This window comes from Streptosporangium longisporum (assembly GCF_039534895.1).
Taxonomy (GTDB): Bacteria; Actinomycetota; Actinomycetes; order Streptosporangiales; family Streptosporangiaceae; genus Streptosporangium; species Streptosporangium longisporum.
On record NZ_BAAAWD010000007.1, the window covers coordinates 631,794 to 644,389 of the forward strand.

Sequence of the window (12,596 nt, forward strand, 5' to 3'; positions counted from 1 at the left end):
CCGGCCGGATGAGTCACGCTCCACCCCCTCGTCCCTCACCGGCCCGATATCCGGTGGCGTCCCCGGGCGCCGGTGGTGAGGATTCCGGTATGTACATCCTCCTGGAGACCGACCGGCTCGTGCTCCGCGCGTTCACCGAGGCCGACACCGACCACCTGCTCGCGCTGGACAGCGACCCCGAGGTGATGCGCTTCATCAACGGGGGTCGTCCGACGAGCCGCGAGGCGATCCTGACGAAGACCCTGCCGCGGCTCCTGCACGACCATCCGTGCTTCGGCACCCGCGGTTTCTGGGCCGCGGAGGAGAGGACCACCGGGGCCTTTCTCGGCTGGTTCGGGTTACGCCCCCTGGACGACCACGATCCTCGCGTGGTCGAACTCGGCTACCGGCTCAACAGGTCCGCCTGGGGGGCAGGTCATGCGACGGAGGGTGTGCGGGCACTGATCCACAAGGGGTTCACGGACCTCGGCGTGGAGCGGGTGACCGCGAACACCATGGCCGTCAACACGCGCTCCCGGCGCGTGATGGAGAAGGCCGGTCTGTCGTTCGTCCGGAACTTCACCGAGGACTGGCCGGAGGTGATCGAGGGTTCCGAGCACGGCGACGTCGAGTACGAGCTCACCCGGGCCGAGTGGGAACGGCTCCGGCGGCCCGGCGCGACGGTGTCACCGTCACGGGCACGTTGACGTTCACGCCGAGTTCCGCCGCGACGCGCGCCGCCCGGGACCCGGTTCGTTCCCGGCCCGCGTCTCAGAGCCTGCCGAGCCCGCGGGCCAGGACGGTTGCGGTCTTCGCGATGGTCGGGTCGTCGGTGGGAAGACCCGGGGTGCGGTTGGTGTAGATCGCCATGATGACGGGGGCCGCACCCCTGGCAGGCCAGATGACGGCGATGTCGTTCCCGCCGCCGAACCCGTCGGAGTTGGTGCCGGTCTTGTCGCCGACGGTCCACGTCCCGGGCAGGCCCGCCCTGATGCGCTCGTCGCCGGTCCTGTTCGCGAGCAGCCAGGCGACGAACCGCTCACGGTCCTTCGCGTGCAACGCCCGGCCGGTCGTGAGCACGCGCAGGTCGCGGCCGATGGCCTCGGGGGTGGTGGTGTCGTGCTTCTCCTTGGGGGTCCAGTCGTTGAGCCCGGGGTGGCGGCGGTCCATGCGGGAGACCGGATCCTTCAGTCCGCGGAAGTATCTCGTCAGGCCCGCGGGCCCGCCGACCAGCGTGAGCAGCAGGTTGGACGCGGTGCCGTCGCTCTGGTTCATGGCCGCCTCGCACAGCCGGGCGACGGTCAGGCCGTCCTTGAGGTGCTTCCCGGTGACCGGCGAGTTGGGCGTCATGTCGGCGGCCGTCCACCTGACGACCCTGTTCATCAGTCCCGGCTCGGAGGTACGTGCCCTGTGCAGCACGTTCGCGCACAGGGGTGCCTTGAAGGTGGACAGCATCGGGAACCGCTCGCCCGCCCGGTACGTCACCGTCCTGCCGGTCGCCGTGTCCAGCGCGTACGCGCCGATGCGCCCCCTGAAGGACCTCTCCAGCCCGCGCAGCTCCCTGCTGACCCGAGCCTGCCCCGGACCCGCGACCTCCGTCCGTGCCGTCCCCGCACCCGTTCCCGTCTCGGTCGAGGTCGTCCCCGCGCCGGGGATGTCACCGGACGACGGCTGCTGCGGCTTCGGCGGTGTGGCGGATCGGGACGGGGCCGACGGTCCGCGGTCGGCGACGGTGGCCGTGCACGCGGAGAGCGCGCCGGCCACGATGACGGAGGTCATCGTGACGGCGATCGGCCGGAGGAACCGCGCGTGATCCATGGTCTGTAGGACGTGCGGGGAACCGGCGGGGTTCCTGGTCCCGGCCGGGCGTGCGGGCGTCACCGATGCCCGCGCGCACGACGCCGAGGACCGGAGCGGCCCCGTGCCTCCCCCGTCGGGCCGACGGGGGAGACGATCACAGACGCTCACGCGGTCGGCCGCTCGACGACCTGAGGTCGGCCACGAGATCCGTCGCCCGACGGGGGAGACGGTCAGGCGGCCGGCTGCTCGTCGATGGAGTCGACGCGGTCGGGGTAGAAGGCGACGTGGTCCTTGATCTCGGCGACGGCCGGGTGCGGCGACTCGTAGACCCACAACGCGTCCACCACCTGCTTGCCGTCCACCGTGACGGTGTAGTAGCTCGCGTCGCCCTTGAACGGGCAGTAGGTGGCGGTGTCGGTCCGCTCCAGCAGCGAGCGGTCGACGTCGTCGATCGGGATGTACTGCACGGGCGGGTACGACGCCTCCTGCAGCGTCAGCACGCGCTGCGAGTCGGCGACCACCCGGCCGGAGACAGAGACGACGACCCGGGCCGGGTTCTCCGTGATCGTGATCGGATGCTTGGCGCTGGGCTGAAGAACGGGCTTGTCGGTCATGGCGGGCACCCCTTTCTCTCGGGACCAGTCTGCCGCAGCCCGGATGCGGGCCGTCGGCCACCGTCCCCGGGACCGCCCGTGGCACGGACGGGGACGGGTCAGGCGGGGCCGACCCCGGAGATCTGGTAGCGGGCCACGTCGGCGTCGCGGATCATCGCGGACCGGTCGTCCTCCGGGCCGGAACCCCGGAACGCCTCCAGGGCCTCCTGTGACTCCCACCGCTCGTAGACGTTGATCCGCCCGGTCTCGACGAGGTCGGCGCCGAGCGTGAAGTCGAGGCAGCCGGACGCGGCGCGGGCCTGCTCGACCACGGTCACGCACCCTCGCAGGTAGTCGTCACGGGCGCCGGGGTCGACGCGGATCCAGCCTGAAACAATGATCATGCCGCCACGGTACGGCCCGCCACCGACAGGATCACCGCCGGACCGGAGCCGGTACGCGGGGGCGGAAGGGCGGACCTCCGAACCGGTCGCGCATATCAGGCGCCCGCGGGGCACGTAGGATCCGACGGCCGGGCAGGTACGGCGGAGACGAGGACGGCGAGGGCACGGTGTGAGTTTTGATCTCGGGGTCTGGCTCGGAGCCGAACCGCTCACCGCGGCCGAGGCCCTCCGCCGGTACCTCCTGCGGACCGGGAGCGAGATCGCCTGCGGTGAGCCGAGTCCGGAGGTGGCGGCCTTCTACGAGGAGCTGACGTCGGTCTTCCCCGACCTGACCGCCGAGAACTACGCGACCTCGCCGTGGTCCGAGCCGTTGAGCGTGGGGGAGGACTTCGTGCTGATGAGCGCGGTCTTCCCCCGGGCCGGGGAGGTGTGCCGGGTGGTGCTGGAGATGTCCTGGCGGCACCCGTTGGTGATCTTCGAGCCGTAGGGGTGCCTCACCGGCCGTCGCGGGCCCTTCGCGCCGTACGGCGCGAAGGCACTGGGCTGCACCGGGTGACGCCGGGCGGCGCGGTGAGGCGCGGTGAGGTCGCTCAGCGGCTGACCGCGTCGCCGGACGGGCGCAGCAGGCCGAGGTCGGAACGGCGGGGAAGGCTCTCCCAGTCTCCGTCGGCGGTGACCGCGAATGCCCCGGCGGCCGACGCCGTGGCCAGGCGCTCCTCCGGGCCGGCTCCCGCGAGGGTCTCGGCGATCCAGCCCGCGGCGAAGGCGTCCCCCGCGCCCACCGGGTCGACCTCGGTGACCCGGTGCGGCTCGGCGTGCCGTACGACGCCGTCGGAGAGTTCCATCGCGCCCAGCGAGCCGCGCTTGACGAGGACGTGGCGCGGGCCGAGGTCGGCCAAGGCGCGGGCCAGGGCGAGCTGGTCGTCGCCCTCGACGACCAGCCGGGCCTCGGCCTCGGTCGCGAACATGACGTCCACCGTCGGGACGATCTCCCGCAGCACGGCGGACGCCTCGGCGGGCGTCCACAGTGCCCGGCGGTAGTTGACGTCCATCGACACGGTCACCCCCGCGTCGCGGGCCTCGGCGATCGCGGCCCGGACCGCCTCGACGGCGGAGGCCGACAGGGCCGGCGTGATGCCGGTGACGTGCAGCACGCGGGCCGAACGGATCATCGAGGTGTCCAGGTCGGCCGGGCAGAGCCGGGATCCGGCGCTCGCCGAGCGGTAGTAGCGCACGTCCACGACCTCGGCCGTGCGCCTGCTCTTGATCATCAGTCCGGTGGGCGCGTCCGGGTCGACCCGCATCCCCCGTACGTCGACGCCCTCGCCCGCCAGCGTCGAGCGGAGCAGTTCCCCGAACTCGTCGTCGCCCACCCTGCCGATCCAGGCCGAGCGCCCGCCGAGACGGGAGACGCCGATGGCCACGTTCGACTCCGCGCCCCCCCACGCCCAGCCCGAAGTCGCGGGCGTGCCTGAGCGGGCCGGTGCGCCGCGCGCTGAACAGTGCCATGCTCTCGCCGAGCGTGACCAGGTCGGTCATGGAAGGTGGCTCCTCACGCAGCGGGGTCGGTGATCGGTCGTACCCGGCCGCCCGCCGGTCCTGGCGGCATGATCCGATACGTCGAATACCAGGTCAAGGGATTGGATAGCGCTTTCTCGCGGCCACCGTGCAGCATAACGTCCCGCACCGGGCGGCCGTCGGGCGGCATGGATCTTCCTCTAATTTTTGCTTGGTGCAGGGCACAACTGTCCCTGGGGGTGCTTGACAGGCCAAAATTGATGCGTGGTCAGGATCGGATCGGTAGAGATGAACGATTGCGAGCAGGGGAAGCTTCCGCCCGTTCTGCGCCAGTTGTTCGCCGACGGAGCCGACGGAGCCGACGGAGCCGACGGAGCTCGCGGGACGAGCGGAGGTGAGGGCAGGAGGCTCTCGGTGGACCTGCCGCCGGGTGAACTGGTCTGGCCCGACCCCGGTTACGCTCAGCTCGCGATCCGTCACCGTCCGGCCTTCTGGCTCAGCGAGGTGACGGTCTCGGGGGAGTACTGGGCGCGGCTGCGGGCCGAGCACGAGCGGTCGGGGCTGTGGCCGGTGCTGCTGGAGGACTCGGTCCAGCCCTGGTCGGCCGGCCAGATCGCCCCGGACGCGGCGGCCGAGATCGACAATTACCACGTCGAGGCGTTCATGGCCGAGGTGTGGTCCGACTGGATCGCCAGGGCCCACGTCGACCAGCTCGAACTGCTCGACCCCTTCGGCCCGGAGTGCCCCGGCCCGGCCCCCGCGGGCAGGCTCGCCGCCGACCCCGGGGTGGTCGCCGACTGGTACGCGGGGATGGTGGCCGAGCGCAGGACGCCGCTCGGGCTCGTCGCGGTCGACCGCGGGGCCGACGCCCTGGCCGTCATGGGCTGGCAGGGTGCGCTGAACCACAACGAGTGGATGGTCCCGCTCGCGGCCGTCGTGCGCAGCTGGGAGGACAGGTTCGGGGTGCGGGTGGTCGGGATGGGGTTCAACACCCTCGACGTCAGCGTGGCGGCCCCGCCGACGACCTTCGAGCACGCCCTGCAGGTCGCCGCGGAGCACTGGACGTTCTGCCCCGACAGCATCCTCCAGGGCGCGGGGACCCTCATCGACTACGCCGAGCAGATCAAGGGACGGAACGCCTGGTCGTTCTGGTGGGACTGAGCCCTCCCGGGGTCCGGGAGGCCGCCGTCCCCGTACCGGGCGGGCCTGCGGGGTGGCGGGACGCGCGTTCGGGCAAACCCAGATGTTGAGTGCTTTAGGGGACTTTTTGCCAACAAGGTAGATCTTCTGGGGTTTTCGTGGCGTTTGCTTTGCTTTGTCTGGTTTCCGTGGGTAGTGTCCCCTGTTATCGGCCGGTGACCTGCCCTTCACAAGAGGGAGCGACCGCCCGACGTCGAATCCCGCAGGCCGGATGCCGCGGGAACCGGGGACCCATTTTCCGGGGTGAATCCGCCGCTCATGCGGCGGTAGGGCAACTCCACCGCCCGAACCCGTCAGCTAACCCGGTAGACGAGCTGGAGAGGAGACCCCCTCATGGATGACCGCGTCACCGCGTCGGTGCACCCCCTGTCCGCGCCGACCCCCTGAACGTTCCCCTGCCCCCCGTCCCCCATCCCCCGTACCTTTCGCGCCGCGCCTGATCGCGGCATTTCCCGGTAGCGCTCTGCGTAACGACTGGTTCGTCCGGTTACGCCTTTTTTCCGATAGCGCGCCCTCGCCCGTGCGCCCCTTTTCGGCGTGTCGCACGCGGTAGCCCCGTTCCCTCGCGAAAGAGCCTTTCCCCCATGAGCCTCTTCTTTGGCATGTACAAGAACCGCCTGGCCGCCGCCACCCTCGTCGGGGCGAGCGTGCTCGCCTCCGCGGGCGTCGCCTGCGCACTGCCCGTCTCGCCGTCCCTCGCCGCCACCGCCCCCGCGGTGAGCGGCCCCGAGGACGGCGTCGAGGCCGTCCTGCTCCACGGATCCACCCGCGCCTCCTACTTCTGGGACGACTCCTCCGGCCGCGCCGGGGACACCGGCCTGCCGGCCAGTGGCAAGCCGATGCAGAAGGGCATGATCGCCAGCCCGAGCTGGCCGCTGCTCACCGAGGGCTACATCCTCTACAAGGGCAAGCGGGCCAAGTTCTTCGTCGGTGACCGCGGCCCCGGGGTGCCCTCCAACCGCGGCATCATGCTCGACATCGACGCCAAGACCTTCGCCGACCTGACCGGCGGCACCTTCAACGCCGGCACGCTCGGCGTGGACGGCAACGGTGGCATGGGCCACATCGACGTCGAGTACGTGATCACCCGGTGGGGCGACGGCGTGGGCAGGAAGAACCACCCCGTGGCCTTCTCCACCGGTGCCTGGGGCCGCAAGGACCCCAACCCGGCCGACCCGCCCAAGACCGTGCTGGCCAAGTCCGGACGGCCGAAGAAGGTCACCGAGACCGAGCAGGTGAGCGCCGCGCCGGTGTCGACGTCGGCCAAGCCCAAGGTCATGGCCGAAGCCCTCTCCGCCGCCGGGCTGAGCGTGCGGGAGCCGGGAGCCGTCGTCTGGTAGCGGTCGTCCCGAGTAGCGGTCGTCCCGACCGGCCCCGCCGGTGCCGGATCCTGTCCAGAATGGCATTCTGTTTCGCAGGATCACCACGGTAGGAGTGCCATGACGACTCTGCGAACCCGGGCGAACGGCATCGAGATCGCCTACGACACCTTCGGCTCCCCCGGAGACCGCCCGCTCCTGTTGATCATGGGACTCGGTTCCCAGATGATCCACTGGGACGAGGACCTCTGCGGGCTGCTCGCCGGACGCGGGCACCACGTGGTGCGTTTCGACAACCGTGACGTCGGCGAGAGCACCCACCTGCACGAGGCAGGAGCACCCGGACCCGGCTGGAACGGCCGGGTCCCCTACCTGGTCGGCGACATGGCCGACGACGCCGCGGGACTGCTGGAGGCGCTCGGCCTGGACTCCGCGCACGTGGCGGGCGTCTCGATGGGCGGGATGATCGCGCAGTCGCTGGCGATCCGCCACCCGCACCGGGTGCGCAGCCTCACCTCGATCATGTCCACCCCCAGCCCGCGGGCGGCGCCCCCGACCGAGGCCGCGATGGCCGCGCTCATGTCGCCGCCCTCGCCCGACCGCGAGGCGGCGATCCGGCGGGCCGTCGCGACCTGGGACGTCATCGGCTCACCCGGCTACCCGGCCGACCGCGAGCGGATCGCGAGGGTCGCCGCCCTGAGCTACGACAGGGCCTACGACCCGCCGGGCACCGCCAGGCAACTGGCCGCGATCATGGCCTCCGAGGACCGCGCCCCGCTGCTGGCGAAGCTGACGGTGCCGGCCCTCGTCATGCACGGGGAGGACGACCAGCTCGTCCCGCTCTCCGGGGGGATCGCCACGGCCGAGGCGATCCCCGGCGCGCGTCTGCTGACCTTCCCCGGCATGGGCCACGACCTGCCCCGCGAGCTCTGGACGGACTTCGCCGACGCGATCGAGGAGCTCACCGGCTCCGCCGACCAGGCCGCCGCCGCGGCGCGCTGAGAACCCGGTGTCCCCGGCCCCGGGGCCGTACACCCCGGGGCCCGGCCGCCGACGAACGGGCCGCCGGCACATGACCCGCCGGGATATAGGCCCGGGAGGCGCCGGGAGGTTCAGACCTCGATCTTCTCCTCGATGCTCCGGAGGGTGTGCCGGGCGAGCGCCAGGTTGGACCGGTTCCGGTCGAGGGCCAGGTACATGAAGAGACCCTTGCCGCTGCGGCCGGTGAGCGGGCGGATCACGTGGTACTGCGTACCGAGCGTGATGAGGATGTCCTCGATGCCGTCCTTGAGGCCGAGCGAGTCCATGGTCCGCATCTTGGCCTTGACGACCTCGGTGTTGCCGGCCGCGGCCACCTGAAGGTCGAGGTCCTTGGAACCGCCGAGCGCGCCCAGCGCCATCCCGCTGCCGTAGTCGACGATGACCGCGCCGATGGCACCGTCGATCGCCATCATCTCCTTGAGAGAGATGTCCATGTTGCCCATTCCTGCCTCCGCTCACTGGATGTTCATTGGGATGTTCATTGGGATATCGACGTACGCGAGGTGATGGCGGCCAGCCGGGCCGCCGTCTTCCTGCCCTCCAGCCTGAGCAACCCGAGGTTGGTCCCCGGGCGCGCCAGCACTGTGAAGACGATCGTGGGGCCGGCGGCGTAGAGGGCCGCGTGGCCGTTGGTGCCGGAGATCAGCGTCTCCTCGAAGGCGCCCTTGCCGGTCATGCCCGTCATCCGACGGCTCAGGGCCAGCAACGCCGAGGAGAGCGCGCCGGTCTGCTCGGTCTCGTCGTTCAGGTCGCTCGCTATGGTCAGGCCGTCGACGCTGCTCGCGATGCTCCCGTCGACGTCGGGGATGCGCTCACGCAGCAGCGCCATCTCACGGCGTACCTGCTCACGCAGTTCCACCGGCACCCTCCTTCCGATCAGCTTCGGCGTCCGCAGCCTTATCGGCATCGAACCGGGCTCATGTCAGTGCCTCCAATGCGTTCCTGAGCCGGATGAGCAGGTTCACGTCGGCGGGGTCCCCGTTCGCCCTGGGCAGCCACTCCGTCGTCCGTACGGAACCCGCCGGGGCGTGCGGGATCTCCGTGGCACCCCTGGCCCGCCTGGGCAGCGAACCCCGCGCGTCGGTCTCGCCGGGAACCTCGGCCGGACCCGAACCCGACCCCGGACCCGCAGCCGGACCCGAACCCGGACCCGAACCCGGACCCGAACCCGGACCCGAACTCGCAGCCACGACCGGAGCCGGAGCCGGAGCCGCGACCGCGGTCGGGACCGGAGCGGGAGCAGAAGCGGGAGCAGGAGCCGAGGCCGGTGTCTGGAGCAGTCCCGAGGAGGCGAGCTGCCGTACGGCCAGCAGCACCGAGTAGGCGGGGCGGCCCAGTCTGCGGGCCAGCTCGGCCGGGGTCGCGGTGTGGTCCGCGCCGACCAGCACCTCCCACTGCAGCGGGCTCAGCACGACCCGCTGGGCGCCGATGCGCCGCAGCGGGACGACCGGGAGCGTGTCCAGCTCCGCCGACGGCCAGGTCCGTTCCAACTGTTCCCTCCTCCGCTCGCACTCCCGGAGCAGGCCGGGCACGTCGACGTGCCACTGCGGCCCGAGCCAGTGCCGCTCCCCGGGCCGGAACCGCGGCCTGCCCGTGGCCGTCTCCAGCAGGAAGTACGCGGCGTCGAGCACCGCGCTCAGCACGCAGAACTCCAGCTTGCCCCTGGTCAGCAGGCCCTGCTCGACCAGCCGCTCACCGCCGGAGACCGGTGGGCCGCCGGTCGTCCCCTCCCGCAGCTCGGCCGTGGCGGCGCGCCTGACGCTCCGCAGGAGCCCGGCGGGGACCCCGGCGCCGGTGACGAGCAGGTCCTCCAGCCGGGGGGCCGCCGCGCTCTGGGCGTAGGTGATCCGCCCGTCGGTGAGGTAGAGGACCCCCGCCCGGCCGAGGCGGAGCGAGCCGGTGGCGCGGCCGGCGGCGAGCCCGCCGAGAACGCCGGGGACGCTGTGGACGCCATGGGCACCGGGGACGCTGTGGGCACTGCGGACGCTCTCGACGCTCGGCATGGGCTCACGTCGATGTCAGACGGCCGGAGAGCACCTGGAGCCGGTGCCTGGCCAGCGCCAGGTTCGAACGGTCCCGGTCGAGCCTGACGTAGATGACGAGCGGGCCGTCGAAGGGCGTCTCCAGCGGCCTCAGCACGTGGTGGCCGCCGTCGGTGGTCACCATCATGTCGTCGATCCGGACGGTGCCGCCGGGGGAGACGACGGCCAGCCCGTCCAGCGTCGCGCGCAGGGTCTCGTTCAGCCCCGCGGCCGACCTCTCCACGCCCTCCACGCCGGTGTGACGGCTCACGCCGCCGGCCGCCACGGCCGTCCCGCTGGTCTGGTCGATGAGGATCGCGTCCAGGGCGCCGGGGATGGCCATCACCTCGGTCAGGCAGTCTTCGATTCCGAGCACGTGCTCTCCCTCGCCGGTGATGTCACGCATCGCCCGGACAGCGTAGGGAAAAGCAGACGGAATACTCCGGCCCATCGCTTGATATGGCCGGAAAAGACATACGATTCATTAACCGGGTGGGAAAAGACGTACTCCGGGTGGAATCAATCCACCGGATCGCCGGTGATGAGAGCCTTCTCGTCCGGCTTGAAAACAAGAATGTTCTTCACGTAGGAATCCACCGCGGCGGGCAGTCCGACGTCGGCCCCGGCCTCCTCCGACATGTACCAGCGGTGGTCGAGCACCTCGTGGAAGAACTGGGCCGGCTCCAGCTTGCCGCGCATCTCCTGCGGGACGGCCCCGACCGTGGGCTGGAAGACCTCGGCCAGCCAGCGGTGGGCCACGATCGCCTCGTCCTCGTGGCGCAGGCCGACCGAGACCCGGAAGGAGTCGAGGTCGTTCAGCAGCCGCCTGGCCTGGTTCTCCTCCACGTCCAGGCCGGTGAGCCGGAGCAGCCTGCGCTGGTGGTGCCCGGCGTCCACCACCTTGGGCCGGACGATCAGGCGGCCGGTGCCGGCCTTGCGGCGGACCATCATCTCGGCGACGTCGAAGCCCAGCGAGTTCAGCCGCCGGATCCGCTGGTCGATCATGTGCCAGTCGACCTCCTCGATGATGTCGTCGGAGGTGAGCTCGCCCCACAGGCGGTGGTAGCGCTCGCAGATGGAGTCGGCGACCCGCTCGGGGTCGATGGTCGGGTGCAGCAGCCCGCCCGCCTCCAGGTCGAGCATCTCGCCGAAGATGTTGGTGTGCGCCACCTCGATGTCGTACAGCCGCTGGCCCTCGCTGATCATCGGGTGCAGCTCGCCGGTCTCGGCGTCGACCAGGTAGGCGGCGAACGAGCCCGCGTCCCGGCGGAACAGGATGTTCGACAGCGAGCAGTCGCCCCAGTAGAAGCCGCTGATGTGCAGCCGTACCAGCAGCACGGCCAGGGCGTCGAGCAGCCGGTTGAGCGTCTCGGGCCGTACCGTCCCGGACATGACCGCCCGGTAGGGCAGGGAGAACTGCAGGTGCTGGGTGATGAGCGCGGAGTCGAGCGGCTCGCCCGAGGCGTCGGCGCGCCCGGTGACCACGGCCACCGGCTCGACGGAGGGGGTGTCCATCCTGGACAGGTCCCACAGCAGGCGGTACTCGCGCTTGGCGTAGTACTCGCTGATCTCCTTGATCGCGTACACCTTGCCCGAGAGCCTGGTGAAGCGCACCACGTGCCGGGAGATGCCGCGCGGCAGGGAGACCAGGCGGTGCTCGGGCCAGTTCTCCAGCGGGACGTCCCAGGGCAGGCGGATGAGGTCCGGATCGCTCGGGGCGCCGGTGAGCTGCAGGGGCATCGGGTCAGTCCTCGCGACGGGGGAAGGTGGGCGGGTCGAGGGCACGCCGGACCACGTCGGCGAGCTGCTCGTCGGTGAGCACGCGCGGCTCGCCGACGGACCTGGCGCGCACGTAGACCTCGCAGAGCCACTCCAGCAACCGGGTCGCCTCGAAGGCGCCGTCCAGGTCGTCGCCGATCGTGACCCCGCCGTGGTTGGCCATCAGCGCGGCGCGCCTGCCGGTCAGGGCCTCCCGTACGGAGGTCGCCAGCTCGGGGGTGCCGTAGGTGGCGTAGTCCGCGACGCGGACGGTCCCGCCCAGCAGCAGGGCGTTGTAGTGGATCGGCGGCAGCTCGCTCATGGTGGTGGCGACCACGGTGCCGAAGACCGAGTGGGTGTGCACCACGGCCCCGGCCCCGGTGGCCGCGTAGACCGCCAGGTGCATGGGCGTCTCGGAGGAGGGGGACAGGTCGCCGTCCACGAGGTGCCCCTCGACGTCGACGACGGGACAGGCCTCCGGTTCCAGCCGGTCGAGGGGGACGCCGCTCGGCGTCACCGCCACCAGGTCGCCCGCGCGGACGCTGAGGTTCCCCGCGGTCCCGACCACCAGACCGGACGCGGCGGCGCGGTGGCCGTACTCACACAGCAGGCGGCGCTGCTCGGCCAGCAACATGTGCCAAAAGTAGGGGCTTGCGGTACCGGGCGGCAAACCCCCATTATCTGGTCTAGACCGGTTGCCGCTCCCAGGTGACCGGAAGGTGCGGTTCCTTTACCTCCCTGACGTGCGAACGTCAATGGTCATCGGGAGAATATCGGCTACCGTGTGCCGTTCTGTCAGCGGATCGTGCTTCCTCGGCGTCCGACGGCTACCGGATAGGTCGCGGGGACATCACGGCTCGGTCTAGACCGGCTGCGAACCCTTGACGGTGGACTCCGGGGTACGTACCTTCGGGCAAACGTTTAGGAAACTTTCCTAATTCATCCCCCGTTCAGGAGGGTTGC

The 12,596-nt window shown here is 71.1% G+C and carries 15 protein-coding genes and 1 riboswitch; of the genes, 5 read left to right on the forward strand and 10 right to left on the reverse strand.

Annotated features, from left to right (window positions below; all coding sequences use genetic code 11):
- Positions 1-89 precede the first annotated feature (89 nt).
- The gene (locus ABD832_RS15760; RefSeq protein ID WP_344895015.1) at positions 90-686 is read left to right on the forward strand and encodes a GNAT family N-acetyltransferase; all 597 of its coding nucleotides are present in this window, start codon (positions 90-92) and stop codon (positions 684-686) included.
- A 64-nt stretch (positions 687-750) separates the two neighbouring features.
- On the opposite strand, the gene bla is transcribed toward ABD832_RS15760, so the two are convergent.
- From bla to ABD832_RS15775, 3 genes are all read right to left on the reverse strand, one after another.
- Positions 751-1,797, reverse strand: coding sequence for a class A beta-lactamase (gene bla, locus ABD832_RS15765; RefSeq protein WP_344895018.1), 1,047 nt, complete (start codon positions 1,795-1,797; stop codon positions 751-753).
- 212 nt (positions 1,798-2,009) lie between these two features.
- On the reverse strand, positions 2,010-2,393 hold the full coding sequence (locus tag ABD832_RS15770; RefSeq protein ID WP_344895020.1) for a DUF427 domain-containing protein: 384 nt from the start codon (positions 2,391-2,393) through the stop codon (positions 2,010-2,012).
- A gap of 98 nt (positions 2,394-2,491) precedes the next feature.
- Positions 2,492-2,776, reverse strand: a complete 285-nt coding sequence (locus ABD832_RS15775; protein WP_344895023.1) for a putative quinol monooxygenase — start codon at positions 2,774-2,776, stop codon at positions 2,492-2,494.
- Between the two features lie 169 nt (positions 2,777-2,945).
- Here ABD832_RS15775 and ABD832_RS15780 point away from each other — a divergent pair, with 169 nt between their 5' ends.
- Positions 2,946-3,263 carry a hypothetical protein gene (locus ABD832_RS15780; protein WP_344895026.1) on the forward strand — a complete coding sequence of 106 codons (318 nt, stop codon included), beginning with the start codon at positions 2,946-2,948 and terminating at the stop codon, positions 3,261-3,263.
- Between the two features lie 103 nt (positions 3,264-3,366).
- On the opposite strand, the gene ABD832_RS15785 is transcribed toward ABD832_RS15780, so the two are convergent.
- Complete coding sequence (locus tag ABD832_RS15785) at positions 3,367-4,200, reverse strand: sugar kinase (RefSeq protein WP_344895029.1); 834 nt, start codon at positions 4,198-4,200, stop codon at positions 3,367-3,369.
- A gap of 508 nt (positions 4,201-4,708) precedes the next feature.
- On the opposite strand from ABD832_RS15785, the gene ABD832_RS15790 reads away from it, so the two are divergent.
- The 3 genes from ABD832_RS15790 to ABD832_RS15800 all read left to right on the forward strand — a co-directional run bounded on the left by ABD832_RS15790 (position 4,709) and on the right by ABD832_RS15800 (position 7,815).
- Positions 4,709-5,455 carry a DUF4253 domain-containing protein gene (locus ABD832_RS15790; protein ID WP_344895032.1) on the forward strand — a complete coding sequence of 249 codons (747 nt, stop codon included), beginning with the start codon at positions 4,709-4,711 and terminating at the stop codon, positions 5,453-5,455.
- A gap of 220 nt (positions 5,456-5,675) precedes the next feature.
- Positions 5,676-5,821, forward strand: a riboswitch (cyclic di-AMP (ydaO/yuaA leader).
- Between the two features lie 257 nt (positions 5,822-6,078).
- Positions 6,079-6,834 (forward strand): hypothetical protein, encoded by a 756-nt coding sequence (locus tag ABD832_RS15795; protein ID WP_344895035.1) that lies wholly within the window; start codon positions 6,079-6,081, stop codon positions 6,832-6,834.
- Positions 6,835-6,933: 99 nt separating this feature from the next.
- The gene (locus ABD832_RS15800; protein ID WP_344895038.1) at positions 6,934-7,815 is read left to right on the forward strand and encodes an alpha/beta fold hydrolase; all 882 of its coding nucleotides are present in this window, start codon (positions 6,934-6,936) and stop codon (positions 7,813-7,815) included.
- A gap of 110 nt (positions 7,816-7,925) precedes the next feature.
- Here the strand turns inward: ABD832_RS15800 and ABD832_RS15805 are convergent, their stop codons facing one another.
- The 6 genes from ABD832_RS15805 to ABD832_RS15830 form a co-directional block, all read right to left on the reverse strand.
- Positions 7,926-8,297, reverse strand: a complete 372-nt coding sequence (locus tag ABD832_RS15805; protein WP_344895041.1) for a hypothetical protein — start codon at positions 8,295-8,297, stop codon at positions 7,926-7,928.
- A gap of 35 nt (positions 8,298-8,332) precedes the next feature.
- A complete protein-coding gene (locus ABD832_RS15810) occupies positions 8,333-8,713 on the reverse strand; it encodes a roadblock/LC7 domain-containing protein (protein WP_344895044.1) in 381 nt (126 codons plus the stop codon).
- Between the two features lie 58 nt (positions 8,714-8,771).
- A complete protein-coding gene (locus ABD832_RS15815; protein ID WP_344895047.1) occupies positions 8,772-9,857 on the reverse strand; it encodes a DUF4388 domain-containing protein in 1,086 nt (361 codons plus the stop codon).
- A gap of 4 nt (positions 9,858-9,861) precedes the next feature.
- Complete coding sequence (locus tag ABD832_RS15820) at positions 9,862-10,251, reverse strand: roadblock/LC7 domain-containing protein (protein WP_344895050.1); 390 nt, start codon at positions 10,249-10,251, stop codon at positions 9,862-9,864.
- Between the two features lie 143 nt (positions 10,252-10,394).
- Complete coding sequence (locus ABD832_RS15825) at positions 10,395-11,615, reverse strand: DUF4032 domain-containing protein (protein WP_344895053.1); 1,221 nt, start codon at positions 11,613-11,615, stop codon at positions 10,395-10,397.
- A gap of 4 nt (positions 11,616-11,619) precedes the next feature.
- Positions 11,620-12,267: a class II aldolase/adducin family protein gene (locus ABD832_RS15830; RefSeq protein ID WP_344895056.1), complete on the reverse strand. Its 648-nt coding sequence runs from the start codon at positions 12,265-12,267 to the stop codon at positions 11,620-11,622.
- Between the last annotated feature and the right edge of the window lie 329 nt (positions 12,268-12,596).

Bases quoted from the DNA above. Each gene is read 5' to 3' on its own strand.
- ABD832_RS15760 (WP_344895015.1), top strand. From the start codon at position 90: ATGTACATCCTCCTGGAGACCGACCGGCTCGTGCTCCGCGCGTTCACC.
- bla (WP_344895018.1), bottom strand. From the start codon at position 1,797: ATGGATCACGCGCGGTTCCTCCGGCCGATCGCCGTCACGATGACCTCC.
- ABD832_RS15770 (WP_344895020.1), bottom strand. From the start codon at position 2,393: ATGACCGACAAGCCCGTTCTTCAGCCCAGCGCCAAGCATCCGATCACG.
- ABD832_RS15775 (WP_344895023.1), bottom strand. From the start codon at position 2,776: ATGATCATTGTTTCAGGCTGGATCCGCGTCGACCCCGGCGCCCGTGAC.
- ABD832_RS15795 (WP_344895035.1), top strand. From the start codon at position 6,079: ATGAGCCTCTTCTTTGGCATGTACAAGAACCGCCTGGCCGCCGCCACC.
- ABD832_RS15800 (WP_344895038.1), top strand. From the start codon at position 6,934: ATGACGACTCTGCGAACCCGGGCGAACGGCATCGAGATCGCCTACGAC.
- ABD832_RS15805 (WP_344895041.1), bottom strand. From the start codon at position 8,297: ATGGGCAACATGGACATCTCTCTCAAGGAGATGATGGCGATCGACGGT.
- ABD832_RS15815 (WP_344895047.1), bottom strand. From the start codon at position 9,857: ATGCCGAGCGTCGAGAGCGTCCGCAGTGCCCACAGCGTCCCCGGTGCC.
- ABD832_RS15825 (WP_344895053.1), bottom strand. From the start codon at position 11,615: ATGCCCCTGCAGCTCACCGGCGCCCCGAGCGATCCGGACCTCATCCGC.
- ABD832_RS15830 (WP_344895056.1), bottom strand. From the start codon at position 12,267: ATGTTGCTGGCCGAGCAGCGCCGCCTGCTGTGTGAGTACGGCCACCGC.